A 26,726-nucleotide genomic window follows, 5' to 3' on the forward strand; every position below is an offset into this window, starting at 1 on the left:
TCAGAAATCCACCGGTCCGTCCAGTTCCTTTACCTGCCACGGCAGGCCATGTTCGTTGAGCATGTCCATGAAGGGATCGGGATCCATTTCTTCCATGTTGAACACGCCGTCGCCGGTCCACTTGCCGGTGACCATCATGGCCGAACCGATCATCGCCGGCACACCGGTGGTATAGGAAACCGCCTGGTTGCCGGTTTCCTCATACGCCGCTTCGTGGCTGCAGATATTGTTGATGTAAAACGTCTTCTCGCCGCTGCCATCCAGCGCTTCACCCGTCGCGATCACGCCGATATTGGTGTTGCCCTTGGTGGTTTCGCCCAGCGTTTCAGGCTTGGGCAGGACCGCCGCGAGGAATTGGAGCGGGATGATGTCCTTGCCCTGATACCGGACCGGATCGATCCGTGTCATGCCCACGTTCTGCAGGACGGTCAGGTGCTTGATGTATTCATCGCCGAACGTCATCCAGAAGCGCGCCCGTTCCATCTCCGGATTGAACTTGGCGAGGCTTTCCAGCTCTTCGTGGTACATCATGTACATGTTCTTCGGCCCGACCGCCTCGAAGTCGAATTCGACCTTCTTGCCCATGGCCGGGGTTTCGACGAATTCACCGTTTTCCCAGTGGCGCGCCGGTGCGGTCACTTCGCGAATGTTGATTTCGGGATTGAAATTGGTGGCGAAGGCCTGGCCATGGTCGCCGCCGTTGCAGTCGAGAATATCGAGCTGGCGAATGGTTTTCAGCTTGTGCTTCTTGAGCCACATGGTGAAGACGCTGGTCACACCAGGGTCGAAGCCCGATCCCAGCAGCGCCATCAGTCCTGCATTCTTGAACCGGTCCTGATAAGCCCACTGCCAGTGATATTCGAACTTGGCCTCGTCCTTCGGTTCGTAATTGGCCGTGTCCAGATAATCGACGCCCGCTTCCAGGCAGGCGTCCATGATCGGCAGATCCTGATACGGCAGGGCCAGATTGACGACGAGTTCGGGACCGATCTTCTTGATCAGATTAACCATTGCCGGAACTTCCTCGGCGTCGATCTCATAGGTGCTGACATCCACCCCCGTACGCTCCTTCACGGAAGCGGCGATCGTGTCGCACTTGCTCTTGGTGCGGCTGGCCAGGTGGATATTGGTGAAGATATCGGGGTTCATCGCCATCTTGTGGACGCAGACCGAGCTGACGCCGCCGGCACCGATCACGAGGACTGTCGACATGAAAATATTCTCCGGGTTCGAATCTTGGGCGCTCCCTAGCGAAATGCACCGGCAGCGCCAAACGATCCGCCATCCCCGTTTCCTACTTTGCGTAATTTCGGCATAGCCGGGTACATGACCAAATATATCCCATGCCCCCTCTCCGCACGTTTGCAGCGCCAAACCGGGCCGGATTTTTTTGCCCTTGGACAGTGTAACATGCGGTCCATGTGTTCTGCCGGAGCGACGAACTGATGAGCGATATCCGCGCACCGAATCGCGACGGCGTACTTGCCGCAGCGCGCTCTGTCGCCGCTATCTTGCCCCCCACCCCGCTTTTGCCGGTCGAGATCGGCGGGGTTCGCTGCCATGTGAAAGCGGAAAGCCTGCAGCCCGTCGGCGCGTTCAAGATCCGCGGGGGCTGGTGGCGGCTTTCGAACCTCGATGACATGGAACGGGCGCGCGGCGTGGTCGCCGTCTCGTCGGGCAACCATGCGCAGGGCGTCGCCTGGGCGGCTCGTCGTCTCGGGATTGCCGCCGCGATTGTGATGCCGCGCAACGCTCCACAGGTGAAGCTGGAAGCGACCCGTGCTCTGGGCGCGGAAATCGTTCTGTATGACCGCCCTGGCCAAAACCGGGACGACGTGGCGGCAAAGCTGGTGGAAGAACGCGGCGCAGTCCTCGTTCACGCCTTCGGCGACCCCTGGGTCATCGAAGGTCAGGGAAGCGCCGGTATAGAGATTGAGGCGCAGCTTGGCCGTGCACCGTCGCGCCTGCTGGTCTGCTGCGGCGGCGGCGGCCTGGCGGCCGGTCTCGCTCTCGCCTGTCCCGAAAGTGCTATTCATATTGTCGAGCCGCACGGGTGGGACATGGTCGGCCGGGCGATTGCGGCTGGCGAGGTGGTCCATGTCGGCGAGAACCCGCCTTCAACCATCTGCGACGCCCTGCAGCCCGATACGACCAAGCTGATCAACCTGTCGGTGTTGCAAGGGCGCGCCGAACCCGGTGTCACCGTCACTGACGAGGAAGTCCGGGCAGCACAGCGCTTCGCCTTCGGGCATCTCAACCTCGTGGTCGAACCCGGCGGCGCTGCCGCCCTCGCCGCAGCGCTTGCGGGCAAGGTCGCGGTGGACGAGGATACGGTGATCATGGTCACCGGCGGCAACACCGACGCAGCAAGCTTCGCTGCGACCATCACTGATCGATAGTTGCGTTTGACAATCGATCCGCGCCGCCGCACGTTCGTCGGCAAGGGTCAAAGGGGAGAAATCGACAATGCTAGCCCAGATGCTCGCACCCGCGGCAGTACTGATCGCGTGGTCGCTGATAATGCTCGTCTGGATGGCTGCAACGCGCCTGCCAGCGATGGGCAAGGCCGGTGGCGGCCTGGGAAATGCCCGTCCGGGCGGTCGCGGCCAGGATCTCGAAGGGGTCCTGCCGGACAAGATCAACTGGAAAGCGCATAATTACGCTCACCTCATGGAACAGCCGACGCTGTTCTACGCCGTCACGATCATCATCGCGCTGCTCGGCGCCAGTGCTTTCGACGTCGTTGCTGCATGGATCTATGTCGCGCTGCGTATCGTGCATTCGGTCTGGCAGGCCACGGTAAACGTCGTAAAGATCCGCTTCCTGCTCTTCTTCCTGTCGAGCGCGGCGCTGATGTATCTCGCCTATCGCGCCATTGCCCTAACCATGTTCCATGACCCGAGCCTGGCGCCGGCATGACAGGGACCGCTTCGATGATTGATTCGCAAATTCTCCAGCCTGTCGTCGTGCTGATGGCGTGGACCATGATCATGTGGCTCTGGATGTACGCCACCCGCATTCCTGCCATGTCGAAGGCAAAGATCCAGCCCGACGACGCGCGCAAGACCGGCACGCTCGACGAACGTCTTCCCGAGCAGGTGCAATGGAAGGCACATAACTACAACCACCTGCACGAACAGCCGACGGTGTTCTACGCGGTCGCGCTTCTGCTCGCCCTGATTGGCTGGGGTGACGGCATGAACGCGCTGATCGCCTGGATCTATGTAGGTCTCAGGATCACCCACTCGCTGGTTCAGGCGACCGCCAATGTCGTGATGGTGCGCTTCGTTCTATTTGCGCTGTCCAGCATCGCTTTGATTGCGTTGATCTTCCACGCCGCCATCGCCGTATTCGATCTTCACATCTGACGTGAATCGGGCCGCTTACTCTGCAGCCTCCTTGGCTGCATGCGCGTGACCGTCCATGTCGATCTCGAGGTTGGCAAGGAAGCGTTCTGCATCGAGCGCGGCCATGCAGCCCATCCCGGCGGCCGTAACCGCCTGGCGATAGACGTGGTCGGTGACGTCTCCTGCTGCGAATACGCCCGGAACTTCCGTCTTGGGTGAACCCGGCTCGGTCAGCAGGTAACCACCGTCGTCCATCGGCAGCTTGCCTTTGAACAGTTCGGTGGCAGGGGCGTGACCAATGGCGACGAAGCCGCCGTCGACGTCGAAGGTGCTCGCATCACCCGTCACCGTGTCGCGCAAGTTGAGATGGGCCAGTGCTCCCGACGGACCGGCCTCGAAACTCTCGACCGTCTTGTTCCACAGCACGCTGATCTTGGGATGATTGAGCAGGCGTTCCTGCAGGATCTTCTCCGCCCGCAATTCGTCGCGGCGATGGATCAGGGTCACATCGTCAGAATGGTTGGTCAGGTACAGGGCTTCTTCGACTGCGGTATTGCCGCCGCCGATCACTGCTACCTTCTTGCCGCGATAGAAGAAGCCATCGCACGTGGCACAGGCTGAAACGCCCTTGCCGCCCAGTTCATGCTCGCCCGGAACGCCGAGCCACTTGGCCTGCGCCCCCGTGGCGATCACCAGAACGTCTGCGATGTATTCGTCGCCGCTGTCTCCGATCGCCTTGAAAGGCGATCCGCCAGCGATGTCCACATCGACAATCGTGTCCCACATCATGCGCGTACCGACATGCTCGGCCTGCTTCTGCATCTGCTCCATCAGCCAAGGGCCCTGGATAACGTCTGCGAAGCCGGGATAGTTTTCGACATCGGTCGTGATGGTCAACTGGCCGCCGGGCTGCAGCCCCTGCACCACGATGGGCTCCATCATTGCTCGCGCTGCGTAAATGGCGGCAGAATAGCCTGCCGGGCCCGAGCCGATGATAAGCATCTTGGTACGATGGGTAGCCATGTCGTCAATTCCGTAAGTCTGAATGGGTTTTGCGGCTATATGGGAACCGCAGGGCCGAGAGTCACGCCACGAAGCGTGTGATCAGGGCGTCACGAAGCGCTTCATCCACACCTATCGCCTGTTCCAGATAGCCATCGAAGCTCCCGTGGCGATCGCTCGCGATTTCGAGAAAGCGGTCGAGATACTCTTCGCGCACACCGAGGAGGTCCTTTGCCGCACTGTCATCCAGCTTGCGCCCGAGCCGCGCTTCGATGCCGGGGAGTGACTGGCGCGCGAGAACCTCGAACGTAGGGCTGTCATTGGTTCGCAAAAACTCATGTCGCTGGTTTTCTTCGGATACGCCGAGAATATGAAGCAGCATGGTCGCCGCAACGCCCGTCCGGTCCTTCCCGGCATAACAATGGACCAGGCTAGCTCCATCCCTGTTAGCAAGAATGTTGAGATAGCGGCCGAACATGTCGATCATCGCCGGATTGTCGGGCATACGAGTATAGACTGCCAACATGCGCTGCCGCGCGAAATCGCCCGCACTCATGTCCGGATCAATGTCCATATGGGGGGGACTGCTTGTCGTTTCCCCTTCGTAGAACAGAACTTCGCCATCAAAGCCATCGACCCGCCGGCAAGGGTTGGCGCTGCGCTCGCTCTCACCGCGCAGATCGATGACGGTATGGATGTCTAGCGGAGCGATAGCTGCAAGGTCTGCGTCAGTCGCGCCGACGTGATGGCCGGAGCGAAAGAGCAGCCCCGTACGAACGGCACCCCCGCCTTTCGTGGCCCAGCCGCCATAATCGCGAAAGTTGTGGATGCCCTGCGTTTTGAGAAAAGGATCACGAATCATGGCGGTGACGGTGGCAGTCGCGCATCGCATACGCAATCGCGCAGGTCCTGATCAGGCCTCGGAAAGATCGCGAAGGAAGTCCCTGGTCCAGTTCTGGACATTGTCATCGCGCACCGTTGCAATCATCTTCTCGTACCGCCGCTTCCGCTCATCCAGCGGCATATCGAGCGCAATGCGAATAGCGTGCGCGATGTCGTCGGGGCTGTGCGGATTGACCAGAACTGCATCTTTTAGTTGAGCGGCAGCGCCGGCAAAGCGTGAAAGGATGAGAACCCCGGGATCTTCCGGATCCTGCGCAGCAACATATTCTTTCGCCACAAGGTTCATGCCATCGCGGAGTGGCGTAACCAGTCCGATCTTGGCGCCGCGGAAGAACCCGAAAAGTTCAGCGTGGCTATATCCCCGGTTCACATACCGGATGGGCACCATGTCGACTTCGCTTCGCGCACCATTGATCTGGCCACATTTCTGTTCAAGGGCAGCACGGATTTCCTGATAACTGCCAACGTCTTCCCGGCTCGGCGGAGCGATCTGAATGAAGACGAGATCGCGAATGCTCTCTGGGTTTTTATCGAAGAACCGTCCGATGCCATCTATGCGCTCGGGAATTCCCTTCGAATAGTCGAGCCTGTCCACACCGATCATCGCGATGCGTCGACGCGTCGAACTGATCAGCCGCTGTTGCGCCTGCCGCGCCTCACCATTCTCACCAAGCTTCGAGAAATGTTCCCAGTCGATGCCGATGGGATAAGCCCTTGCGATGGTGGTGCGGCCTTCAAAGGTGACCGTGCCACTGGCCTTGTCAACTTCCGCGCGCAGTTCGTTTTCGCAATAATGCAGAAAGCTTTCGAGCCATTCCTGCGTTTGAAAACCAACGACGTCGTAGAATAGCAGAGTTCGGACCAGCCGTTCGTGATACGGCAGAGAGACGAACATCCTGGTGGCCGGCCAGGGAATGTGGAGAAAAAACCCTATGCGGTTCTTGAGCCCGCGTGAACGCAGCCGTTCGCCGAGCGGGATCAAATGGTAATCGTGAACCCAAACAATATCTTCTGCGTCAATCAGAGGAGCGCCGAGTTCGGCAAAGCGCTCGTTTACACGCTCGTATCCCTTGGCCGTTTCACGCTCGTATTCTGCCAGATCAAGTCGATCGTGAAATAGCGGCCATAAGGTCGAATTGGCATAGCCATTGTAGTATTCATCGATATCGCGCTGCGAGAGATCGAGCGTGGCTGTTGTTACCCCGTCGGACGTTTGCGTATCGATGTGACCCGTCCGGCCGCTTTCGCTTTCCTCGCCGGACCACCCGAACCACAAGCCTTTGCGATCTTTCAACGCTGCATGCAGCGCGCCTGCTAGGCCACCTTGGGCACCGGCCGCTCCACGGGCTTTGGGTACCGCAACGCGGTTGGAAATGACGACGAGGCGTGGATCTCCGGTCAGCGGACTTCGCTCCAGGGTTTGCTCAAAAGGCCAGCGCAGTTGATTATACCAACTAGCGAGTAGGTCTGCGGGAAGTTCCCCCAAAGCTCGCCCGTTTCATAATCGAGGTCTTCGCTAAGCAAGCCGGAATGGGTCGTGTGACTGAGCATATCGTCAAAAATACCGCGAGCCTCATCGCGGCGCCCAACAAGCGCCAACGCTTCGATCAGCCAGAAGGTGCAGACGTTGAACGCAGTCTCGGGCGCACCGAAATCGTCTTCCGCTGCATAGCGAAGCATGTGATTGCCGCGGCGCAGGTCGCGCTCGATAGCAGCGAAGGTCTTCAGGAAGCGCGCATCATCCGGCTTGAGATAACGCAGCTCAACCATCTGGAGCAGACTTGCGTCGAGATAGTCGCTCTGGAAGCTGGCGCGGTAATGGTCGCCTTCGTCCGCCCACGCCATCTCTTCTATTTTTGCGCGAATGGCAGATGCCCTTTCCTGCCAATAAATTACGCGGTCGCCTTTGCCCAGACGAGCAGCGACGTTCGCGAGACGGTCGCAGGCGGCCCAGCACATGACGGCGGAATAGGTATGCACTTCCTGCCGGGTACGAAACTCCCACAACCCGGCGTCTGGCTTGTCATGCTTGGCCCACGCGGCTTCGCCAACTTCTTCGAGATGCTCGAAATCGCGGTCGTCGGCCATGCGCAGCAGGCGGGTGTCGAAGAAGGCCTGCGCGGTCGGCATGACGATCTGGCCGTAGCAATCATACTGAACCTGCTTGTAGGCGGCATTACCCACACGCACCGGCCCCATGCCGCGATAACCCGCGAGCTTTTTGGCTTCGAATTCGTGGAGTTCGGTTTCCCCCATGACTGAATACAGCGGCTGGATTTGCCCGCCGCGGGCCTGGTCCACGATGTTGCGCAGATAGGCGAGATATTTCTCCAGCACATCGAGCGCGCCGAGGCGGTTGAGCGCCTGCACGGTGTAATAGCTGTCGCGGATCCAACAGTAACGGTAATCCCAGTTGCGCTGGCTATTCGCTGCTTCCGGAATGGACGTGGTAAGTGCAGCTACGATCGCGCCGGTTTCTTCATGCTGGCACAACTTGAGCGCGATTGCCGCCCGGATGACCTCTTCCTGCCATTCGAGGGGTATATGCAGGCCACGCACCCAATGCTGCCAGTAGCGGGCTGTTGCCGCCTCCGAACGACGGACTTCGCTGCGGATGTTGCCGACGAAGGGTTCATCGGGGCCGAGAAAGAAGTGCTGATCACTCTCGACACGGTAACTGCGGCCTTCAAGCACATACCCGACTGGCGCATCAGTCGTCAGGCGCAATGCCTGCGGACCGATTAGATAGCGAACATGGTTGGTGCCGTTGGTGGTTTCGGCAAGCTTGGCCCCATATTCCATCATCGGCGCCAGCACCACACGCATGCGCGGCGCACCAGCCACCGGCCTGACGATGCGGGCATAGGCTACGGGACGATACATCCGACCCGAACGTTCGAAGCGCGGCGCGAAATCGTGGATCTCCACTGCGCTTCCGTCTTCGCTTTCCAAGCGCGTGACGAGAATGGCGGTATTGCGTTCATAACGCTGCGTAGCGCTGGTCTGGCCTTCCAGTTCGAAGCGCCAGATACCGCGATCTCGCGCATCACCATTCAATAAAGAACAGAAAACCGGGTCGCCATCTACGCGGGGAACACAGCCCCAGACGATGGCTCCCTCACGATCGATCAGGGCGCTGACCTGACAATTACCGATAGGGGAAAGCTCGAGATCGGGCTTCATCATATCTCCAACCAATGGTGCACTGCAGCAACGCTGCCAAGAGCGTATCGTGCCCGCTCACTCGGACGTTCTCCGACGGCGATGCCGAACCCGCCGAATTTTATCGCGCCAGCGAACCCGTCCTCGTCGGTCACATCATCGCCGATGAACACGGGAGTGGCGCCCGCAAATGGAGCTATTTCCATGAAAGCTTCGACTGCTGCGGCTTTGGTAGCGCCCGGCCGGACGAGTTCGATCACGCCTTTCCCACTAGTAACACAGAGATCGCGCGATCCAGCGAAATCTGCTGCAAAAGCAAGCGTCGCGTCCTTTTTGGCCGGTTGATCACGAAAATGCAGGGCACCGCCGTGCGCTTTCTCTTCGTAGAACAACCCATTGTCTTCGGCATAGGATTTGAGTTCGGCAATCGAGCTATCTGCCAGTCCGCGCGGCTCTTCGCCCAAGCGGGTGCCATCGGCGAGATAGCGCGATGCACCATGCGAACCCGCGCGGCATACGGCCAGTTCACCCAGGTGGCCTGCCAGATCATCCAGTGCGCGGCCGCTGACCAAGGCCAATCTGCCGTCCAGCCGACTGCTCAAGGTCTGAAGGGCGCCTGCCAGCGCATCCGGCACGTAAATTTCACCGGGCCGAGCAGCAATTTCCACCAGTGTGCCATCAAAATCGAGGAAAAGCGCGACCGGTCCCTGCACGAGGAGTTCACCGAGCAGCGGCGGGGCGGGGAGCGTGGTCGAACCGTGCATACTGCAAGCCACTAGCGGCTCCGGCAGCGCGGTCAAACGCCAGAGTTCATGAAATCGTATCTTCTGCTCGAGGAACAAGGATCAGGGTGTTGTCTTCCACCCGCCAGGAGCCGAGGCGCGCAAGCACATTCATCCCGATGACGTTGAAGTCGCCGAAGTTCTCCGCAATCGCAGCATCGGTGCCGCTGGCGCTGACATTGCCGAAGGTAAGGCTATCGACCGTTGCCACATGCGCCTGTACCGTCCCATTCGCCGTGCCGAGCATGATGGGGATGCCGCCGCGCCTTGGTTCGAGCCCCGCCCGTTCTGCCAGCCCAGCTGAAATCGCCGTCAGCGTCGCGCCGGTATCGATCATGAAATTTCCCGGCACGCCGTTTACATCGGCACGGACCCAGAAATGCCCGTCGGCGGATAGGGGAATGCGCGTCTCGCCGCCTTCGACGACCTGTTCGGGCAGGCCGATCTGCGGGACGGCCATGTCGAAGCGGGGATCGAAACGCGAGAGCTGCAGGACGACAGTAAGGAGGATGAGACCAAGCGCAAGTGAACTCGCCATGCGCAGGACCCCGCCGAGCATCGAGCGTTTGGCGATCATTGCGCCGAACCACCCCACAAGCATGGCGACGACCGCCGCCATCAGCAGCTCCGACCGGGGAATGGCACGCAGTGTATCCGCAGCGGCGCTGAAAAAGGGCTCGAGTTCCATTATTTACATATAGGAACGTGCCGGTGACACGTCCATGAATAGCCGCAGTCGCTCAGGGCGCTTCGCGTTGCTCGGTTGCGCGAGCTAGTACCACCGAAAACCTTTCATCTTCGTCGACCCATCGCTTGATCGGCGTCCAACCGCCGGCAAGAAGCAGCAGGTTGGCACTACGAGGCGTGAACTTGTGGCTGTTTTCGGTATGTATCGTTTCACCAGAACGCATCGAAAAGCTTTCACCCGATACGGTGAAGTCGATGTCCCGATTGGCGACCAGGTGCATTTCGACCCGTGCGAGATCGTCGTTCCATACAGCGCGGTGGTCGAGAGCATCCGCGGGAATGGTCCCTGAAAGTTCACGGTTGATGCGCGTGACGAGGTTCATGTTGAAGGCGGCCGTCACACCATCGGAATCGTCATAGGCCGCTTCGAGTTTCTGCTTTTCCTTGACGAGATCCATCCCGATCAGGAGCAGCGGGCTTTCGCCTTCATCCGCTCCGAGCGTGGCTCGCATGGAGCGAAGCAGGTCGACTGCCGTGCGCGGAACCATGTTGCCGATGGTCGAGCCCGGGAAGAAGCCGAGTTTCTTGAGCGGCCCGACGCCGTCGGGCAGGCTCACGCGGCGCATGAAGTCGGCCTCTACCGGGTGAACCGGGAGATCGGGAAATTTCTGCGACAAGGCGACAGCGCTTTCGCGCAGGAAATCGCCCGAGATATCGAGAGGGACATAGGCTGCCGGATCGATCGCCTCGAGCAGGAGCGGCGTCTTGACCGAACTGCCAGATCCAAATTCCACCACGGCCCGGCCCTGCCCAACGAGTTGGGCGAATTCATTGCTGCGCGTCTTGAGAATATCGGTTTCCGCGCGGGTGGGATAATATTCATCCAGCTGCGTGATGCGTTCGAACAGCCGTGAGCCTTCCTGATCGTAAAACCAGCGCGCCGGTATGGCCTTCGGCAGCTGATTTAGTCCCTTGAGTACGTCGGCACGAAAAGCGCGATCGACCCCCTCCTCGTCCAGATCGACAAGTGCAATGCCAGTATCGGTTTTCATCAGATGTCCTTTGCCAGCCTGACGCCGGTGAATTGCCACCGTTGGTGTGGGTAGAAGAAGTTGCGATAGCTTGCTCGCGAATGACCGCGAGCGGTCGCGCAGCTCGCACCCTTCAAGACGAACTGCCCGCTCATGAACTTGCCGTTATATTCGCCCACTGCGCCTTCGGCAGGCTGAAACCGTGGGTAGGGAAGATATCCGGACCGGGTAAATTGCCAACAATCGCCGAACAGTTCGCCGCCGCCACGCGGAAGCGGGGGTGTCGCGTCGTCAAGCTGATTGCCGCCTTGGGGGTCATGCGCAGGTAATTCGCCTTCCTGCCCGCGCGCTATGGCTTCCCATTCGAATTCGGTTGGCAGGCGGTGGCCAGCCCAACTGGCGAAAGCATCTGCTTCGAAGTAAGAGATGTGCGTTACCGGCGCATCGGGATCGCGCGCCTGCCAGCCGGCGTGAGTAAACTGTTCGTCATCGCGCCAATAAAGCGGCGCACGAATGGCGTTCTCCCGTACCCAGCCCCATCCGTCTGAAAGCCACAAGGTCGCCGTATCGTATCCGCCGTCGGCTATGAATTCATCCCATTCGCCATTGGTGACAAGTCGCGAGGACAGAGCGAAAGGTTCGAGAAGAACGCGGTGAGCAGGTCCCTCGTTGTCGAAGGCAAACCCGTCTGTTTGATGACCTATCCGCGCGATGCCGCCGGGGTGCGAATGCCAATCGTTCGGGCTGGAATGCGCTTTTGCTGCAGATACACCCCACATCTTCACGCCAAGAGGGTTCTGAAACAGGGCGTGTTTGATATCGGTTAGCAGCAATTCCTGATGCTGCTGTTCATGGCTCAGACCCAGCTCGATCAGCGGCGCCAGTTCTTCGCGCCCTAACAGACCATCCATTGCTGCATCGACATGGCTGCGCCATTCCACGATATCGGACAGCGTCGGACGCGAAAGCATTCCACGCGAAAACCTGGCAATGCGCTCACCCTCTGTCTCGTAATAGGAATTGAAGACGAAGGGCCAATTCTCGTCGTAGAGCGCGTAGCCTTCGGCATGATCGCGCAGCAGAAAGGTTTCCCAGAACCAGGTTGTATGAGCTAGATGCCATTTCGCAGGACTGGCATCTTCCATTGACTGAATGGTAGCGTCGGCATCGGACAGCGGCGCGGCCAGAGCCTGGCTCAACGCGCGGACAGCGGCGTAGCGTGCCGGAAGATCTTCCCCTAACGTCAGGACCGATCGCGGCTGGGCATGGGGCATCGTCTATCCCCCCTTTATATTTCGGCAGCCGGGACATGGCTGGCCTGTCCCATTATGACGCGATTCACCCAGCGTTTAAAGGGTTGAGGTAAAAAAGCCCGCCCGAACAATGAAGTGAACTGCATTCTCCGAATAATGCAGCGGAGGTCGCCGGGTTCCGCACCCTCGTCGTGCAGACTCGCGCCGGAAAGAAGGATCAGGCTGCGTCAGCACGGCGAACGGCCTGTTCTTCATTCAGCATCTCAGCGATCAGGAAGGCAAGCTCGAGAGACTGAGCAGCGTTGAGGCGGGGATCGCAATGCGTGTGATAGCGATCTTTCAACGCTTCATCGGTAATCGCCACCGCTCCGCCGACACACTCGGTCACGTCCTGCCCCGTCATTTCGACATGTATACCGCCCGGGTGCGTCCCTTCGGCACGATGGACAGCAAAAAAGCCTTTTACCTCGGTCAGGATACGATCGAAGGGCCGCGTCTTGTAGCCGCTTTCCGATTTGACGACGTTGCCGTGCATCGGGTCGCAACTCCACACAACGGGGTGGCCTTCCGTCTTTACCGCCCGAACGAGGCGGGGCAGGCCTTCTTCCACCTTGTCGTGGCCGAAGCGACTGATCAGCGTGATGCGGCCCGGTTCGCGCGCTGGGTTGAGCGTATCGAGCAGGCGCAGCATAGCATCCGTTTCGAGGCTGGGGCCGCATTTCATCCCCAACGGATTGCCGATCCCGCGGCAGAATTCGACATGCGCACTATCATCGAACCGAGTGCGGTCGCCGATCCAGACCATGTGCGCGCTGGTATCGTACCAATCGCCCGTCAGGCTGTCCCGCCGGGTCATAGCCTGTTCGTACGGGAGCAGCAGCGCTTCGTGGCTCGTGTAAAAACTGGTGCGCTGCAATTGCGGTAGCACCTGCGGATCTACCCCGCACGCTTCCATGAAATCAAGGGCTTCACCGATGCGATCGGCAATGTCCGAAAATTTGTCGGCCCACGGACTGCGGCCCATGAAATCCAGCGTCCACTGATGAACCTGACGAAGATTGGCATAGCCTCCGGTGGCGAAGGCACGCAGCAGGTTGAGCGTGGCCGCGGCCTGCGAATAGGCGCGCACCATGCGCTGCGGATCGGCTGCGCGGGTCGCTTCGTCAAACTCGATGCCATTGATGTTGTCGCCGAAATAGCTTGGTAGCGTGACCGATCCTTGCGTTTCGGTGTCGGAACTGCGCGGCTTGGCGAACTGGCCTGCCATGCGCCCGACCTTGACCACTGGTTTCTTGCTGGCGAAGGTCATGACGACGGCCATCTGCAACAGGACGCGAAATGTATCGCGGATATTATTCGGATGAAATTCGGCGAAGCTTTCCGCGCAATCCCCACCCTGGAGCAGGAATGCGTGGCCTTGCGCGACCTCCGCCAGATCCGCCTTGAGCGCGCGCGCCTCGCCTGCGAAAACCAGCGGAGGATGCGTCTCGAGCGTCGTCGTTGCGGCATCGAGAGCAGCCGCGTCGGGATAAGTCGGCAAATGCTTCGCCGTGAATCCCTGCCAGCTGTCGGGTGCCCAATTCGTTGCCATTATATTTTCCATTTACGGCGCTGAAAGTCGCGCCTGACTGTTCGCCCCTTAGCAGACGAACAGGTACCATGTCGCAAGCAGCATTTGCTTGGCCAGCTTAAAAAGCCGATTGCAGTGACCGGCTCAGCGGCTGGGGGCAGCGGCTCCGGCGTTGGCCGCAGTTGCAAGTTCTTGCCCTTGGGGGATGATCGCCAGGTGCCAGCCTGCGCGGGACGCGAAATACTTCTGCGCCAGCGCTTGCAATTGAGCAGGTGGAACTTCGGTGTAATCGGCCAGCAGATAGCGCAGCATGTCTACCCGGCGAGCATCGACGGTCGAGCCCTCGAGCTGGTAAAGCCAGAAGAGGTTACCGGTTGAGGCTCGGCTGACATACTGGCGGAGCGGTTCGACGACGCGGTCGTAATCGTCCTGACTGACCGGTTCGCTCGCCAGTTCCTTCGCAATACGTTCGGCTTCGGCGAAAAAGACCGGCACGTCTTCGGGACGCAATTGAGCGAGTGCCGCGATCCGGCCGCCACTTTTAACGTCGCTCGGCCATTCAGACCGGACAACCGGCGAATAGCTCGCGCCGGCATGTTCACGCATGGCGTCCATCAGGCGGTTGTTGAAGACCGACGTGAGTACCTCGAGGTGACGCGATTCGCGCAGATTGTCGACGCCCGCCCCACTCGGCCAGGCGACGACGGCGGCCGCCTGATTGGCATCGCCGCGGTGATGGCGAACAACCGTCTCGCCGGCTTCGGGAAAGTCGACCCCGCGGTTGAGGATAGCAGCGCTAGGCTCTTCACGCGCAGGCAACGCGCCGAATGTCTTGCGCAGCGTTTCGATCGTGGCTGCTTTGTCGAATTCACCAAAGACGAGCACTTCGACCGGCCCCTGTTTGAGCAGCGGTTCCCATACTTCGCGAAACTTCTCTGGCGTTGCAGCATCGAACATTTCTGGCGTGGGCGTCTGGAAACGCGGATCGCTGTCACGCAGCAGATATTCCAGATCCCGCTGCAGGATACCGCTGGGGCTCGCTGCGTAACTTTCATAAGCGAGTTTGCCCGCCGCCTTTGCACGAATGACCGGATTGGGATCCCAGCCCGGCATCGCCAGCTTGGCAGCGAACAGATAGAGCTGTTCGTCGAGATCAGCTTCGCGCGTTTGCGCATAGAAGGTGAATGCGCCATCACCGGTTTCAAAATCGAAGCCGAACTTGCGGCCTGTAGCGAGACGATCGAGTTCTTCCTGGCCAAGCTCGCCGATACCCGAACCGATCAGGGCAGAACTGCCGAGATTTGCATAGACGGCATCTTCCGCGTCGAGTGCGCGATAGCCGGCGCCGAAGCGAACCTTGACAGCTACCCGTCCAGGTTCGGCATCGTTAGACCACAGGATGGCCTTCACACCATTGGCGAATTCAACCTTTTCAATATCGAGAACGCCGATCGGTCCCTGAGCAGTTACCTGACCCGGTTCACCGACTGCCGGCAAATCTTCGAAAGACACGGCGCGACCCGTCAGCCGCGAACCTGTATCGGCTGCGACCGTCTCCTTGAGTGCAGATCGTATCGCCTCCTCATCCGCCTCACCCGTTGCCGGGGTGACATAGGCCGCACGGATAACATCGCCTGTAAACAACGCCCGCGTATGTTCGAGCACGAGTTCCGGCGTCAAAGTCTGCTTCATCGAATTGAAAACGGTAAGGACCGTTTCGGGAGCAGCGACCGCTTCGCGAATATCGACAGCGTTCACAATATCGTCGGCCAACTGCGGCCCGGGCAGGACGCGCCGCTGTTCGACTTGGCTTTTGAAAACAATTTCGAATTCCGCAAGTTCTCGATCGATTTCTTCCTGCGTCGGCGGAGTGGCCAGCGCATCGGCGACTACGCCGCGAATATCATCAAGCGCCGCTTTCCAGTCGCTGGTCAAAGGAGCGAAAGTGACGAAGGTCATGTCGGACGACCGGCTGACATCATCCTGCGATACCTGCGCATAGAGATAGCTGCCGCCCGAACGCGCGCGCGATTCAAGTCGCCTATTGATGAGAGCCTGAGCCAAGGCGTCGCGAAGCAGACCTTCGTTATAGGCGACCGTGTCCTGAACGGGACGCCAGGGGCGCATGATCGTGTACGTAAACGAACGGGGAAGATCGGGCTCGACGATGACCCCGATCTCGCCGACCGGGTTGGCCGGATCGGCCCCGGCGGGTGCCACCGGATCGCCGAAGTCGGGCGCCGCGACAGCGGGCCCATCGCCCTGCCAGTCGCCGAACCACTTTTCAATTTCCGCGGCAAGCACCATCGGGTCGATATCGCCTGCAGCAACAACGACTACGTTTTCGGGGCGATACCAACGTTTGTAGAAGGCGCTAACGCTATCGCCGGTTGCGGCACGCAGGGTTTCTTCGGTCCCGATCGGGATGCGGTTCGCCAGTCGCTGTCCGGCAAAAAGCACTTCTCGGCTGGCATTGCCAGCCCGTTCGGATGCTCCGCCACGTTCACGCTTTTCAGCAAGTACGATCGGTACTTCTGCTTTCACGTTCGTATCGGATAGGACTGGGCTGCGCACCATGCCGGAAAGAAGCTTCATGCTTTCTGCCAGCTTGGCCGCATTAGTATTGGGCAGATCCAGCTTGAAGACGGTTTCCGTCGGGCTGGTATGCGCATTTGTATCGCTGCCGAAGGTCGCACCGAGCCGCTGCCATGTCGGAATGGCCGCTCCGACCTTCAGATACTGGCTTTCGCGGAAAAGCAGATGCTCCAGAAGGTGGGCATAGCCGCGTTCTGAATCCTCTTCATGCAAGGACCCAGCATCGATGCGAACGCGAACGGAAACCTGATCGGGCGGCACGCCGTTCTTGCGAACAGCATAGCGCAGACCATTGGGCAATTCACCGAAGGTCCATTCCTCGTCGCGCGGAACGTCGCTGCCTTCATAAATCCACGGAGTTTCACCTGCCGGAGTTATATATTGCGGAGCCGGAACGGCCGGTTCCTGCGCGAGGATGGGCTGCGGTACGAGCAGCGCAGCGGGAAGGAAAAGCGCGAGACGCCGGACGGCGCGCGAAAAATTGGTCATGGAAGGCATATAGGCGGGACAACCGTGAAGGCTAGGTGAATGTTCACGCGCCAAGCGTTCCGTCCTTGTCCCCGGTTCCCGAGCTTCCTACATCGTCAGGCATGTTCATAGAGACCGAAACCACGCCCAACCCGTCGAGCCTCAAGTTCCTTCCCGGCCAGCAGGTCATGGGACAGGGAACGCGCGAATTTGCCACGCCGGAGGCGGCAGAGGCCAGCCCGCTGGCTCAGGCAATCTTCGATACCGGAGAGGTGGTGAATGTGTTCTTCGGCGGTGATTTTGTCACCGTCACTGCTGCACCAGGGGTAAACTGGACCGATCTCAAGCCGCAGGTGCTGGCGATTCTGCTCGATCATTTCGTTGCGCAGGCACCGCTCTTCACACCGGGCAGCGCGGGCGGCATTTCGATTCCCCCGGAAGATCAGGGTATGCTGGTCGACGAGCGTGACGAAGATGCAGACATTATTTCTCAGATCAACGAATTGCTGGAAACGAGGGTCCGACCGGCCGTCGCGGGCGACGGAGGCGATATTCAGTATCGCGGGTACCGTGACGGCATAGTTCATCTGCAAATGCAGGGTGCGTGTTCCGGGTGTCCATCATCCACGGCGACGCTCAAGCATGGCATTGAAGGTCTATTGAAACATTATGTCCCAGAGGTCGTTGAAGTCCGGGCAGCCTGATCTTCCAGTTCCAACCGGGATAATTCATGACCACTCAGTTTCACGACACCGCTCTGTCCGGCGATGCGCTCGACCAGATTTTCCGCGAAGCGCGCAGTTACAACGGCTGGCTCGATAAACCGGTAAGCGACGAGCAAATTCACGCGATCTACGAATTGATGAAGATGGGCCCGACATCGGCCAACATGCAGCCTGCGCGTATCGTTTGGGTGAAGTCGCAGGAAGCTAAAGGTAAGCTTGCCGCGCTGGCGTCCGAAGGAAATCGCGACAAGATCAAGACTGCTCCCGTCACGGCTATCGTGGGGTATGACATCGATTTCCACGAGGAACTGCCGTGGCTGTTCCCTCATACCGACGCCAAAAGTTGGTTCGAAGGTGATGAGGACGGACGCAAGGAAGGCGCATTTCGCAATTCCTCCTTGCAAGGCGCCTATCTGATGATCGCTGCCAGAGCTGTTGGGCTGGATTGCGGCCCGATGTCCGGGTTCGACAACAAGGCTGTCGACGAAGAATTCTTCGCCGACGATCCGCACACTCGCAGCAATTTTATCTGCTCCATCGGGTACGGCGATCCCAGCAGCATCTTCGATCGCAGTCCTCGACCCGATTTTGACAGGTTCAACCGTATCGCCTGACTTGCAGGCCGGCTTTGCCTGAGGCAGTGCGCATTCATGCGCATTCTGGCCATTGAAACTGCAACCGAAGCCTGTTCGATCGCCCTGTTCGATCAGGGGCAATTGATCGACGCCCGCCACGAAGTGCTTGGTCGCGGCCATGCTGAACGGCTCGTTCCGATGATCGCGGAATTGCCAGAAAAAGGCCATGCAGAGCAGATCCGCATCTCCTTAGGTCCGGGAAGTTTTACCGGCGTGCGTATCGGTCTGGCCGTGGCTCGTGCCTTGGGTGTGGCCTGGAAAATCCCGGTACGCGGCTACCCTACTCTAGCGCTGGTTGCTGCCATGGCGCGCGCCGGTACGGAGCGGACCGTCACGGTCTGTATGACCGGGGGCCATGGCGAGTGGTTCGTGCAGGATTTTGGCACTGATGGAATGCCATTGGATGATGTCGCCTCGTTATCTCCAGATACCGCTGCCATGCGCAGGACACAGGACATACTGGCAGGCACGAGAGCGGAGGACCTTGGTGCCATGATTGGTGTTGCAAGTGCGCCGATCATTCTGCCGAATGCGAGCGATGCCCTTCTTGTGCCCAACGCCCTGCTGCGTGACCAACTGTCCCCGCTTTATGGCCGGGCGCCCGACGCAAAGCTCCCCATGTAATGAGCGACCTCGATCACATTATGAGCGTGATGGATGCTGCGTTCGATCCACACTGGCGCGAAGCCTGGACGCGGCAGCAGGTCGAAAATTCGCTGGCCATGCCACACACCTATGCGATTATTTTCGATAAACACGCGCGGTTACTAGCACCGGGAAGCGAAGCAGCAGGGTTCATTCTGGCGCGGCGCGCGCCTGGCGAAGAAGAACTTCTGCTGATCGGCGTTAGGCCCGAGGTAAGAAATAGCGGTGTAGGCCGCGCGCTCATCGAATATTTTTCGGATGTCGCCCGGAAAGAAGGAGCGGAGCGGGTATTCTTGGAGATGCGTGCAAATAATCCGGCTGAGAAATTGTACCTGTCCTGCGGTTTCGAGCCGATCGGTCGTAGAGCAAATTACTACCGCACGCTGGATGGCACGCTGTTGGATGCAATCACCTTCGCACAAAGATTGTAGCTAAGCGCCGATAATAAAACCCGGCGAAATACTTGCAATTTTTTGTCGTTTTCATACAATGTCCGGAAGAACGGGTCGCGACGTTCAACGATATCCCTCAAAATAAAAGGGAAAGTAATGGAAAAATTTGAAACAGACATGTCCGAGACACTTATCACTCTCACCTCGGATATCGTCGCAGCGCATGTCAGCAACAACAGCGTATCCGTAGACGACGTCCCGACATTGATCTCGAATGTGTATTCTGCGCTGTCGGGCCTCAACGGGGAAACCGCCACCAGCGAAGCGCCGCTGGAACCTGCCGTACCGATCCGTTCGTCGGTCAAGAAAGACTACATCATCTGCCTTGAAGACGGCAAGAAGATGAAAATGCTCAAGCGCCACCTCAAGACGGCCTATGACATGACGCCTGACGAATACCGGGCGCGTTGGAACCTGCCGTCCGATTATCCTATGGTCGCGCCAAGCTATGCCGAAAAGCGCCGCGAACTGGCCGTGAAGATTGGCCTTGGCCGCAAGCCCGGTCAGAAGCGGGGCCGGAAGAAGAAGACGGCCTGAACGCTTCGGTTCGCCTTGAGCAAAACGTCCCAGCCCGATAAGGGTGCGGGGCGTTTTTCATTCGGGAATCCATCTTGCACCAGAAAATCGATCTTGAACAATTGTGCGCCGACAAGGGCCTGCGCATTACCGAACAGCGGCGCATAATCGCGCGGGTGCTGTCGGAAAGCGACGATCACCCCGATGTCGAACTGCTTCACGAACGGGCGAACAAGATCGATTCGGGAATTTCAATTGCCACGGTCTATCGTACCGTCCGGCTTTTCGAAGAGGCGGGCATTCTCGATCGCCATGATTTTGGCGATGGCCGTGCCCGTTACGAAGCCGCGCCGGAAGCCCATCATGATCATCTGATCGACGTGGAAACCGGCAAGGTCGTGGAATTCGTCGATCCGGAAATTGAAGCCCTGCAAAAGCAGATTGCTGCCAAGCTCGGTTATCGCCTGGTCGACCACAGGCTGGAACTCTATGGCGTCCGCCTCGACCGCGAAAAGTGAGCGCAAGCTTGCGAAATATACCGCCAAGCGACTGGCGGCAGCGAGAGGCGAGAAAGTACCGCTAACCGTCGCTGGCTGGGTCCGGTTCACCCTGCGCGCATTCGGTATCGTGCTCCTGCTGTTGGCGTTTGTGCCACTGCATTACATCTACCGGATCTTCGCTTATGGGTCCCCCTTCCCCATGCTCTTCTTGCGCTTTACCGCATGGATCGTCGGTGCGCGCATCAAAATCGTCGGAACGCCGTTGCGCCGCGACGTCTTCTTCATCTCTAACCACATCAGCTGGGTCGACATTTTGAGCATGGCGGGGGCCAGCGGTACGGCCTTTGTCGCCAAGCAGGAATTGTCAGAAGTGCCGGTGATCGGGTGGTTATGCGGGCTCAATCGCACCGTGTTCGTCAAGCGCGAAAACCGCATGGGCGTGGCCGAGCAGATTAATGCGCTGCGAGAAGCTTTGCAGGACAACTGGTCGGTAACGGTTTTTCCCGAAGGCACCGTGACCGACGGTCATTCGCTTCTCCCGTTCAAATCCAGCATGATATCCGTGCTCGAACCGCCCCCTGCGGGCGTGATGGTGCAGCCGGTCGTGCTGAATTACGGAGAAAATGCCGAGGATATCGCCTGGATCGGCGAGGAAAGCGGACTGCATAATGCGATGCGGGTGATGGCGCGAAAGGGCAGTTTTCCGCTCTCGCTACACTATCTCGAGCCGTTCAGCCCGGTGGATTACAGGGGGCGCAAGGCGGTAGCTGCAAAGGCTAGAGAAGAGATCGAGCGGCAATTGGTCGCTAACCTCGGCGGACCCTTGCGCGACTTCGAACATGTGGTCGAAGCCGTACGTTATCGTCCAAAAGCGAGCACCGAAATCTCGGACTAAAGCCCCGCCTTTACCAACCAATCGTGAAACAAACGCACCGGTCTTTCTTCCAGCGCGGTTGGCTTGCACACGAACCAGTAACTATAGGGGCTTTCCACCTCTATTTCGAAAAGTCTGGCTAGCCGGGTATCGGCAGCCCGGCGCATGTGATCGTCATGCATAATCGCAATGCCGAGGCCTTGCGCGGCCGCTTCCAGCATGATCTGCCCCGAATCGAAATGGTCGATCGCGGTGGGTTCAAGATCGCCCATGCCAATCTCGCGGCGCCACGCATTGAAGCTCTCCGGCAGCTCGTTGTGGATCAGGAATGTCTGCTTCATCAACAGTGATGCATCGGGGGTGGAGCCCAGACGCTCCGCAAGATCGCGGCTGCAGATTGCGTGGACCTTGTTGTAATCGAGCCGAACTGCGTGCAGCCCGCGTGACGGGCCACGGGATAAGATGATGGCGGCATCGAGCACGTCGCCGACCCGATCTTCCAGATGCGCCCCGGTATCGATATCGATATGGAGAAGCGGGTGCCGCTCGCGCAATTCTCCAAGCCGCGGGAATAGACGTTGAGTGCCGAACAGCGGCAAGACGCCCAAATGCAAGCGCAAGACGGAAAGGTTTTCCGACTGGCTTTCAACAGCGCGGGCCAATGCCTCGAGCTGCGGGTTCACTGCTTCGAAAAATGCATGGCCGTCATCGGTCAGCTTCATCGACTGCCGGGCACGCGTGAACAGTTTCTTGCCGACGAATTCTTCGAGATTGCCGATCCGTCGTGAAAGAGCCGACGGGCTCAGACCGAGTTCGTCTGCCGCCGCGCGCGCAGAGCCGAGACGAACCGTGCGGACGAAGGCCTCCAGAGCTCGAAGTGGGGGTAATCGCCGTGTTGCCATGATGGTTGCACGCTATTGACGCAAATCACGCCTGTCGAGCGCGAATGTGCAAAAATCTGCAACAGTTGTCACACGGTTGTCGCATCCGGTTCGGGGGCGTGCAGACGAAGACGCTTCACATGCGTTTCATCGCCATCGGTCACTTCGATGCGCCAACCGCTGGGATGCTCTAGTATACGACCAACCTCTGGGACCTGCTCTGCCAGCACGAAGGCGAGACCGCCGAGCGTGTCGACAGATTCCTCAACTTCAGCAAGCGCCGGCGAGACGTTCTCGGCCACATCGTCAAGTTCGGCGCGGGCGTCACAATCCCACATCCCCTCGCCGATATCGACAATCCATTCTTCGGGTGCATCATCGTGCTCATCCTCGATATCGCCGACGATTTCCTCGACCAAGTCTTCGATGGTGATGAGGCCGTCGGTGCCGGAGAATTCGTCCACCACGATAGCCAGATGCATGCGTTGCGCACGCATATCGGCCAGCACGTCCAGAGCGTTGCGCGTTTGCGGAACATAGAGCGGCTGTCTCATCAGCACCGTCCAGTCGCGCGGAGGCTGTTCGCGGCGCGCGAGGATCGGGAACACGTCCTTGATGTGGATCATGCCGATCACGTCGTCGAGCTGATCGCGATATACCGGCATGCGCGAATGGCCGTGTTCGGCGAACGTATCGACCAGGTCGTCCCAGCTCGCCTTGGCATCGATCGCGATGATCTCGCCGCGCGGCACGGCTACGTCGTCCGCATCGTGTTCGGAGAAGTGCAACAGATTGCGCAGCATCTGCCGCTCGACCAGCGACAGATCGCCGGTGCCGCTGTTTTCAGGCGCCTCTTCGCCGTTCTCCCCCTCGTGCTCATCGATCGCTTCTTCCAGCTGCGCGCGCAAGGAGCGTTCGCCGTGATCGGGGTCGAAGAATTTCCGGATTGCGAGCATCAGCCCGCTGCTACTCTCCGCGTCTCCCGCGGGTGATGACGAATCGGGCATGGCCCTAACAATGCACTCCAGTCAGTTGCGATCCCCATATGGGTCCGCGATGCCTAATTTTGCAAGCGCTGCGATTTCAAGCGCCTCCATCGCTTCGGCCTGAGCGTCGGAATCGACATGATCATGCCCGGCAAGATGGAGCAGCCCGTGGACGATCAGATGGGCCGCGTGATCGGAAAGCGATACGTTCTTGTCGCACGCCTCGCTGGCGCAGGTCTCGTAAGCCAGCGCGAGGTCGCCAAGCATTTCCGGCGGCCCATCCGCGGATAGATCGAGCAGATCGTCGCGCTCAAGCATGGGAAATGACAGGACATTGGTCGGCTTGTCCTTATGGCGCCACTGCTTGTTCAGCGCGTGAACTTCCTCGTCAGTCGTGAAGAGAAGCGATGCGGTCAGGCGTTCGTTGATTAGCGTTGGTTCGACCGCTGCAGCAGCCGCACCGGCACGCTCCGCCAAAGCAGGCCAGTCTCCCTCCGGCCAGCCGTCGATCTCGATGTCCAGCTCCATGGTGTCCTTCCTCTCATTGCGAGCACGGTGAAACCATCCGAGCCCCGTTCCATGGGCCAGTTGAATGGGCTCGCAATGACCGAATTAAGTGGTGGGCCCCTCGTACGCTTCGACAATACGGCCGACTATCGGATGGCGGACAACGTCGGCAGCGGTGAAGCGAATGGTGCCGAAACCATCGACACCTTCCAGCTTACCCACTGCATCGGCGAGGCCGCTCATCCCGTCACCGCCCGGAATGTCGACCTGCCGTGGGTCTCCGCAAACGACCATGCGGCTATTCTGGCCGAAGCGGGTAAGAAACATCTTCATCTGTTCGCGCGTGGTGTTCTGCGCTTCATCGAGGATGACGAAGGCATCGGCCAGTGTGCGTCCGCGCATGAAGGCGATCGGCGCAATCTCGATCTCACCGGAAGCCAGCCGCCGCTCAACCTGTTCGGGCGGCATGCAGTCGTAAAGCGCGTCGTAGAGCGGACGCAGATAGGGATCGACTTTTTCCTTCATATCGCCGGGCAGGAAGCCGAGCTTTTCACCGGCTTCCACCGCAGGCCGGGACAGGATCAGGCGCTGGACGCTGCCATTGATCAGTTGCGCCACCGCCTGCGCCACTGCGAGATAGGTCTTGCCTGTTCCTGCAGGGCCGAGAGCGAAGATGATATCGTCGCGCACCAGGCTGCGCATGTAGGTTGCCTGCATTGCGCTGCGCGGCACGATAGTCTTGCGCCGCGTGCGGATCATAATTGGCGGCCCGCCTTTGCCATTCCGCGGTTCGGCATCGACGATTCCATCGAAAGTCGGTTCGTCGGACATTGCGATCAAGGCCTCGATCGCGCCTGTATCGAGGTCCTGACCGATCGATAGCTTGTCATACATGCCCTTCAGCACGTCGCGTGCACGAGCCACGCTGTCTTCCGGCCCTTCGATATGAAGTTGATTGCCGCGCGCCGAGATGAACACGCCCAAGCGGTTCTCGACTTGTACCAGATTGGCATCGAATTGCCCGAACAAGGCGCCCAGCAAGCTCTGATTATCAAAGCCTATGTCAACCTGGGCGCGGCGCACTTCGCGTTGCGGAGAGGGCGGCGGGGTGAAAGACCGAGTGTCCTTCTGTGCGGGTTTACGGGCCATAGGCTCCTTTCGTCTACGACTCGGAATGTAAGCCTCATCGCTCCGGAGGCAAGCTGTTCGCCGCACGATGACGGTGGAAAGTAATAAGATCGCAATTTGCAGCGGCCGATGCGACCATGGGGAGGAACACAGTCTCCTCCAGTCCAATTTCCTCGAGACTACTAGCTCTGGATTTGAGCCAGATTAAAGCCTTTTCTTCAAATCCCATTCGTGGCAGTAAGATAACATGTTTAGGCATTTGAGTTACTTGCTGGCGTTCAGCGCTTTCACAACCTCTGCGGCACTTTCTGCGCAAGACGATGATACCAATCATTCTGAAGCACCAGAAAATCAGATTGTCGTTACCGGCGAACGAGAGAAAGAAGCGCAGCAACGGGTCAACGAAATGACAAAGGCCATCACGCGGCGTCCGAAAATTGATAAGCCTATCGCGCGACAGTATGGTGATATTTGCGTCGGCGTCTTCGGCATGAGCGCCGATTATGCCAACGGGATTATCGGACAGGTTGAAGAGAACGCGCGCGCTTTAGGCATCCGCGTTTCGCCGGAGGGGTGTCGCGTAAATACATTAATCGCATTTGTACGCGATGGTCACGCCGAGCTGGAGGATCTGCGGAAGAGCGCACCATGGCTTTTCGAATCTTTGCTTGATTACGAGTATAAGCGCATTCTTCGCGGCAGCGGTGGCGCTTTCGCTTGGCATTCGACGAAAGTTAAAGAAGTCGACGGCAAGGAAATGGCAATGATGTCCTTTGGAAATCCACCTCGCGACGTCGTCGTTTCCGATCCTTTCACAGCTTCGAACATTTCACAACAGATCCGCGTTGATATGATCGGTTCGGTAGTGTTGATTGAAAAGTCCTTGGTTCCGGGTAAAACCATCCGTCAATTAGCCGACTACATTTCGATGCGCAGCTTTGCGTCTGTGGATGATATGGCTAGTGATGGCCCCAATACAACGTCAACCATCCTGTCGCTTTTCACAAGTAATGGCCCGGCCGCCGAAGGAATGACCGATTTCGACTGGTCCTATCTCGAAGCGCTCTACAAGCTCCCCAGCACCGCACACGGTTCGACGGTGCATGATGCTGCGTGGTCCGCATATCGTAAGCGTGCTTTGAAAATCGACGACGACCGCACCTCGGACTAAGCCGGGCCACCTTAGACACATTTGGTGATTTCTTTCAGCGATTTTATTTTGACGCCTGTATGATTGAATAATCAATGATCAATGATGATAGAGTGAGGAAAATATCGTAATTGCGGGTTTGAATATCCCAGGACTTTTATAAAGTACTGTTGTTCACAGCCCAGGCTATTTTCTTTTCTTAGAATGATACCGGAGTTCATGGATTAAATTTTTTTGCGCATCTGGGAAAGGGACTTGAATGTGAGCCAATCTATTCGCTTCGCTGTGGCACTGAGCACACTAGCGCTTCCATCGATCCTCGTTGCGCAACCAAACTCTGATGATCGTTTCGACGCAGCTGACGAAAGCATCTTGGTGCTAGGAGAGCGCGAGAAAGAAGCGCGGCAGCGCATTAATCACATAACTGAGGTCATCGTGCGTGACCCGCGCATCGACCAGCCGATCGCCAGACAATACGACGCTATTTGCATCGGCATATTGGGGATGAGTGCGGAATATGCCGAGGCACTCATTTGGCAGATGGAAGACAACGCGCGCGCATTGAAGATCCGCGTTGCGCCTGAAGGATGCCGCGTCAATACCCTGGTAGCATTTGTGGAAAATGGCCAAGCGGAGGTCGAGGGCTTACGAAAGTCTGCTCCGTGGTTATTCGAAACTTTACGAGACTACGAATTCAAGCGCATCCTGAACGGCAACAACGGCACGTATGCCTGGCACTCCACCAAGGTCAAAGAGGTCGATGGAAAAGACTTCACTGTTAAAGTACTTAGAGTCTGACTCGAAACTATCTGGCGTAAGTTCATAGGTTTGCCAGTCTGCGAGTGAGCATCTGCACGGCCGCGGTGAAGAGCCAGCTCCGGGCTGATGCTATGGTGGTCTCGAAGTCTTTAGCGAGGCGGCGGTTTC

27 protein-coding genes and 1 pseudogene are annotated in these 26,726 nt (G+C 58.7%); 12 read left to right on the forward strand and 16 right to left on the reverse strand.

Annotation, left to right across the window (positions count from 1 at the left end):
• The gene (locus tag AC13F2_RS05030; protein WP_482964076.1) at positions 1-1,212 is read right to left on the reverse strand and encodes a saccharopine dehydrogenase family protein; all 1,212 of its coding nucleotides are present in this window, start codon (positions 1,210-1,212) and stop codon (positions 1-3) included.
• A 233-nt stretch (positions 1,213-1,445) separates the two neighbouring features.
• Here AC13F2_RS05030 and AC13F2_RS05035 point away from each other — a divergent pair, with 233 nt between their 5' ends.
• From AC13F2_RS05035 to AC13F2_RS05045, 3 genes are all read left to right on the forward strand, one after another.
• Positions 1,446-2,399, forward strand: coding sequence for a threonine ammonia-lyase (locus tag AC13F2_RS05035; RefSeq protein WP_482964075.1), 954 nt, complete (start codon positions 1,446-1,448; stop codon positions 2,397-2,399).
• Between the two features lie 67 nt (positions 2,400-2,466).
• Positions 2,467-2,919 carry an MAPEG family protein gene (locus AC13F2_RS05040; RefSeq protein ID WP_196846462.1) on the forward strand — a complete coding sequence of 151 codons (453 nt, stop codon included), beginning with the start codon at positions 2,467-2,469 and terminating at the stop codon, positions 2,917-2,919.
• Between the two features lie 14 nt (positions 2,920-2,933).
• A complete protein-coding gene (locus AC13F2_RS05045; protein ID WP_103023438.1) occupies positions 2,934-3,368 on the forward strand; it encodes an MAPEG family protein in 435 nt (144 codons plus the stop codon).
• A gap of 15 nt (positions 3,369-3,383) precedes the next feature.
• On the opposite strand, the gene trxB is transcribed toward AC13F2_RS05045, so the two are convergent.
• The 10 genes from trxB to AC13F2_RS05095 all read right to left on the reverse strand — a co-directional run bounded on the left by trxB (position 3,384) and on the right by AC13F2_RS05095 (position 16,821).
• Entirely contained in the window at positions 3,384-4,370 is a 987-nt protein-coding gene (gene trxB, locus AC13F2_RS05050; RefSeq protein WP_196846463.1) for a thioredoxin-disulfide reductase, read from the reverse strand.
• Positions 4,371-4,431: 61 nt separating this feature from the next.
• Positions 4,432-5,211 (reverse strand): tyrosine-protein phosphatase, encoded by a 780-nt coding sequence (locus AC13F2_RS05055; protein ID WP_482970448.1) that lies wholly within the window; start codon positions 5,209-5,211, stop codon positions 4,432-4,434.
• Positions 5,212-5,262: 51 nt separating this feature from the next.
• Entirely contained in the window at positions 5,263-6,654 is a 1,392-nt protein-coding gene (locus AC13F2_RS05060) for an alpha,alpha-trehalose-phosphate synthase (UDP-forming) (protein ID WP_221598094.1), read from the reverse strand.
• Positions 6,651-8,438 carry a glycoside hydrolase family 15 protein gene (locus AC13F2_RS05065; protein ID WP_482964074.1) on the reverse strand — a complete coding sequence of 596 codons (1,788 nt, stop codon included), beginning with the start codon at positions 8,436-8,438 and terminating at the stop codon, positions 6,651-6,653. The genes AC13F2_RS05060 and AC13F2_RS05065 overlap by 4 nt, the downstream gene beginning before the upstream one ends.
• Positions 8,435-9,178, reverse strand: coding sequence for a trehalose-phosphatase (otsB, locus tag AC13F2_RS05070; RefSeq protein ID WP_482964073.1), 744 nt, complete (start codon positions 9,176-9,178; stop codon positions 8,435-8,437). The genes AC13F2_RS05065 and otsB overlap by 4 nt, the downstream gene beginning before the upstream one ends.
• A gap of 46 nt (positions 9,179-9,224) precedes the next feature.
• The gene (locus tag AC13F2_RS05075) at positions 9,225-9,884 is read right to left on the reverse strand and encodes a retropepsin-like aspartic protease family protein (RefSeq protein ID WP_482964072.1); all 660 of its coding nucleotides are present in this window, start codon (positions 9,882-9,884) and stop codon (positions 9,225-9,227) included.
• Between the two features lie 52 nt (positions 9,885-9,936).
• Entirely contained in the window at positions 9,937-10,935 is a 999-nt protein-coding gene (gene egtD, locus AC13F2_RS05080; protein ID WP_196846467.1) for an L-histidine N(alpha)-methyltransferase, read from the reverse strand.
• A complete protein-coding gene (gene egtB / locus AC13F2_RS05085) occupies positions 10,935-12,188 on the reverse strand; it encodes an ergothioneine biosynthesis protein EgtB (RefSeq protein ID WP_482964071.1) in 1,254 nt (417 codons plus the stop codon). The genes egtD and egtB overlap by 1 nt, the downstream gene beginning before the upstream one ends.
• Before the next feature lie 196 nt (positions 12,189-12,384).
• The gene (locus AC13F2_RS05090) at positions 12,385-13,758 is read right to left on the reverse strand and encodes a class II 3-deoxy-7-phosphoheptulonate synthase (protein ID WP_482964070.1); all 1,374 of its coding nucleotides are present in this window, start codon (positions 13,756-13,758) and stop codon (positions 12,385-12,387) included.
• 123 nt (positions 13,759-13,881) lie between these two features.
• Entirely contained in the window at positions 13,882-16,821 is a 2,940-nt protein-coding gene (locus AC13F2_RS05095; RefSeq protein WP_482964069.1) for a M16 family metallopeptidase, read from the reverse strand.
• A gap of 101 nt (positions 16,822-16,922) precedes the next feature.
• Here AC13F2_RS05095 and AC13F2_RS05100 point away from each other — a divergent pair, with 101 nt between their 5' ends.
• From AC13F2_RS05100 to AC13F2_RS05130, 7 genes are all read left to right on the forward strand, one after another.
• A complete protein-coding gene (locus AC13F2_RS05100) occupies positions 16,923-17,504 on the forward strand; it encodes a NifU family protein (protein WP_482964068.1) in 582 nt (193 codons plus the stop codon).
• Positions 17,505-17,530: 26 nt separating this feature from the next.
• Positions 17,531-18,139 (forward strand): malonic semialdehyde reductase, encoded by a 609-nt coding sequence (locus tag AC13F2_RS05105; RefSeq protein ID WP_482964067.1) that lies wholly within the window; start codon positions 17,531-17,533, stop codon positions 18,137-18,139.
• Positions 18,140-18,175: 36 nt separating this feature from the next.
• Positions 18,176-18,784 (forward strand): tRNA (adenosine(37)-N6)-threonylcarbamoyltransferase complex dimerization subunit type 1 TsaB, encoded by a 609-nt coding sequence (gene tsaB / locus AC13F2_RS05110; RefSeq protein ID WP_196846472.1) that lies wholly within the window; start codon positions 18,176-18,178, stop codon positions 18,782-18,784.
• Positions 18,784-19,236 carry a GNAT family N-acetyltransferase gene (locus tag AC13F2_RS05115; RefSeq protein ID WP_196846473.1) on the forward strand — a complete coding sequence of 151 codons (453 nt, stop codon included), beginning with the start codon at positions 18,784-18,786 and terminating at the stop codon, positions 19,234-19,236. The genes tsaB and AC13F2_RS05115 overlap by 1 nt, the downstream gene beginning before the upstream one ends.
• Before the next feature lie 117 nt (positions 19,237-19,353).
• On the forward strand, positions 19,354-19,794 hold the full coding sequence (locus AC13F2_RS05120; RefSeq protein WP_196846474.1) for a Ros/MucR family transcriptional regulator: 441 nt from the start codon (positions 19,354-19,356) through the stop codon (positions 19,792-19,794).
• A 74-nt stretch (positions 19,795-19,868) separates the two neighbouring features.
• Positions 19,869-20,291, forward strand: coding sequence for a Fur family transcriptional regulator (locus AC13F2_RS05125; protein WP_103023122.1), 423 nt, complete (start codon positions 19,869-19,871; stop codon positions 20,289-20,291).
• On the forward strand, positions 20,263-21,168 hold the full coding sequence (locus tag AC13F2_RS05130) for a lysophospholipid acyltransferase family protein (RefSeq protein ID WP_482964066.1): 906 nt from the start codon (positions 20,263-20,265) through the stop codon (positions 21,166-21,168). The genes AC13F2_RS05125 and AC13F2_RS05130 overlap by 29 nt, the downstream gene beginning before the upstream one ends.
• On the opposite strand, the gene AC13F2_RS05135 is transcribed toward AC13F2_RS05130, so the two are convergent.
• The 4 genes from AC13F2_RS05135 to AC13F2_RS05150 all read right to left on the reverse strand — a co-directional run bounded on the left by AC13F2_RS05135 (position 21,165) and on the right by AC13F2_RS05150 (position 24,670).
• Positions 21,165-22,049 (reverse strand): LysR substrate-binding domain-containing protein, encoded by an 885-nt coding sequence (locus tag AC13F2_RS05135; RefSeq protein ID WP_482964065.1) that lies wholly within the window; start codon positions 22,047-22,049, stop codon positions 21,165-21,167. The two genes, AC13F2_RS05130 and AC13F2_RS05135, sit on opposite strands and share 4 nt — an antisense overlap.
• 68 nt (positions 22,050-22,117) lie before the next feature.
• Complete coding sequence (locus AC13F2_RS05140; protein ID WP_234036393.1) at positions 22,118-22,984, reverse strand: hemolysin family protein; 867 nt, start codon at positions 22,982-22,984, stop codon at positions 22,118-22,120.
• A 72-nt stretch (positions 22,985-23,056) separates the two neighbouring features.
• Complete coding sequence (ybeY, locus tag AC13F2_RS05145) at positions 23,057-23,542, reverse strand: rRNA maturation RNase YbeY (RefSeq protein WP_482964064.1); 486 nt, start codon at positions 23,540-23,542, stop codon at positions 23,057-23,059.
• An 84-nt stretch (positions 23,543-23,626) separates the two neighbouring features.
• The gene (locus AC13F2_RS05150; protein ID WP_482964063.1) at positions 23,627-24,670 is read right to left on the reverse strand and encodes a PhoH family protein; all 1,044 of its coding nucleotides are present in this window, start codon (positions 24,668-24,670) and stop codon (positions 23,627-23,629) included.
• A 247-nt stretch (positions 24,671-24,917) separates the two neighbouring features.
• On the opposite strand from AC13F2_RS05150, the gene AC13F2_RS05155 reads away from it, so the two are divergent.
• The gene (locus AC13F2_RS05155) at positions 24,918-25,820 is read left to right on the forward strand and encodes a hypothetical protein (protein WP_482964062.1); all 903 of its coding nucleotides are present in this window, start codon (positions 24,918-24,920) and stop codon (positions 25,818-25,820) included.
• Between the two features lie 240 nt (positions 25,821-26,060).
• Positions 26,061-26,597 (forward strand): hypothetical protein, encoded by a 537-nt coding sequence (locus AC13F2_RS05160; RefSeq protein WP_482964061.1) that lies wholly within the window; start codon positions 26,061-26,063, stop codon positions 26,595-26,597.
• Between the two features lie 22 nt (positions 26,598-26,619).
• Here AC13F2_RS05160 and AC13F2_RS05165 read toward each other — a convergent pair.
• Positions 26,620-26,726 (reverse strand): annotated as a pseudogene (locus AC13F2_RS05165) (IS5/IS1182 family transposase); the annotation flags it as partial.

The sequence above is a fragment of the Qipengyuania sp. L-5Y genome (assembly GCF_056859455.1).

Excerpts from the sequence above, each read along its gene's own strand:
- AC13F2_RS05100 (WP_482964068.1), top strand. The coding sequence starts at position 16,923 with ATGTTCATAGAGACCGAAACCACGCCCAACCCGTCGAGCCTCAAGTTC.
- AC13F2_RS05135 (WP_482964065.1), bottom strand. The coding sequence starts at position 22,049 with ATGGCAACACGGCGATTACCCCCACTTCGAGCTCTGGAGGCCTTCGTC.
- AC13F2_RS05130 (WP_482964066.1), top strand. The coding sequence starts at position 20,263 with ATGGCGTCCGCCTCGACCGCGAAAAGTGAGCGCAAGCTTGCGAAATAT.
- ybeY (WP_482964064.1), bottom strand. The coding sequence starts at position 23,542 with ATGGAGCTGGACATCGAGATCGACGGCTGGCCGGAGGGAGACTGGCCT.
- AC13F2_RS05055 (WP_482970448.1), bottom strand. The coding sequence starts at position 5,211 with ATGATTCGTGATCCTTTTCTCAAAACGCAGGGCATCCACAACTTTCGC.
- otsB (WP_482964073.1), bottom strand. The coding sequence starts at position 9,178 with ATGCACGGTTCGACCACGCTCCCCGCCCCGCCGCTGCTCGGTGAACTC.
- AC13F2_RS05035 (WP_482964075.1), top strand. The coding sequence starts at position 1,446 with ATGAGCGATATCCGCGCACCGAATCGCGACGGCGTACTTGCCGCAGCG.
- AC13F2_RS05030 (WP_482964076.1), bottom strand. The coding sequence starts at position 1,212 with ATGTCGACAGTCCTCGTGATCGGTGCCGGCGGCGTCAGCTCGGTCTGC.
- AC13F2_RS05115 (WP_196846473.1), top strand. The coding sequence starts at position 18,784 with ATGAGCGACCTCGATCACATTATGAGCGTGATGGATGCTGCGTTCGAT.
- AC13F2_RS05095 (WP_482964069.1), bottom strand. The coding sequence starts at position 16,821 with ATGACCAATTTTTCGCGCGCCGTCCGGCGTCTCGCGCTTTTCCTTCCC.
- AC13F2_RS05075 (WP_482964072.1), bottom strand. The coding sequence starts at position 9,884 with ATGGAACTCGAGCCCTTTTTCAGCGCCGCTGCGGATACACTGCGTGCC.
- AC13F2_RS05120 (WP_196846474.1), top strand. The coding sequence starts at position 19,354 with ATGGAAAAATTTGAAACAGACATGTCCGAGACACTTATCACTCTCACC.
- AC13F2_RS05040 (WP_196846462.1), top strand. The coding sequence starts at position 2,467 with ATGCTAGCCCAGATGCTCGCACCCGCGGCAGTACTGATCGCGTGGTCG.
- egtD (WP_196846467.1), bottom strand. The coding sequence starts at position 10,935 with ATGAAAACCGATACTGGCATTGCACTTGTCGATCTGGACGAGGAGGGG.
- AC13F2_RS05045 (WP_103023438.1), top strand. The coding sequence starts at position 2,934 with ATGATTGATTCGCAAATTCTCCAGCCTGTCGTCGTGCTGATGGCGTGG.
- AC13F2_RS05090 (WP_482964070.1), bottom strand. The coding sequence starts at position 13,758 with ATGGCAACGAATTGGGCACCCGACAGCTGGCAGGGATTCACGGCGAAG.
- tsaB (WP_196846472.1), top strand. The coding sequence starts at position 18,176 with ATGCGCATTCTGGCCATTGAAACTGCAACCGAAGCCTGTTCGATCGCC.
- AC13F2_RS05065 (WP_482964074.1), bottom strand. The coding sequence starts at position 8,438 with ATGATGAAGCCCGATCTCGAGCTTTCCCCTATCGGTAATTGTCAGGTC.
- AC13F2_RS05150 (WP_482964063.1), bottom strand. The coding sequence starts at position 24,670 with ATGGCCCGTAAACCCGCACAGAAGGACACTCGGTCTTTCACCCCGCCG.
- AC13F2_RS05105 (WP_482964067.1), top strand. The coding sequence starts at position 17,531 with ATGACCACTCAGTTTCACGACACCGCTCTGTCCGGCGATGCGCTCGAC.
- trxB (WP_196846463.1), bottom strand. The coding sequence starts at position 4,370 with ATGGCTACCCATCGTACCAAGATGCTTATCATCGGCTCGGGCCCGGCA.
- AC13F2_RS05140 (WP_234036393.1), bottom strand. The coding sequence starts at position 22,984 with ATGCTCGCAATCCGGAAATTCTTCGACCCCGATCACGGCGAACGCTCC.
- egtB (WP_482964071.1), bottom strand. The coding sequence starts at position 12,188 with ATGCCCCATGCCCAGCCGCGATCGGTCCTGACGTTAGGGGAAGATCTT.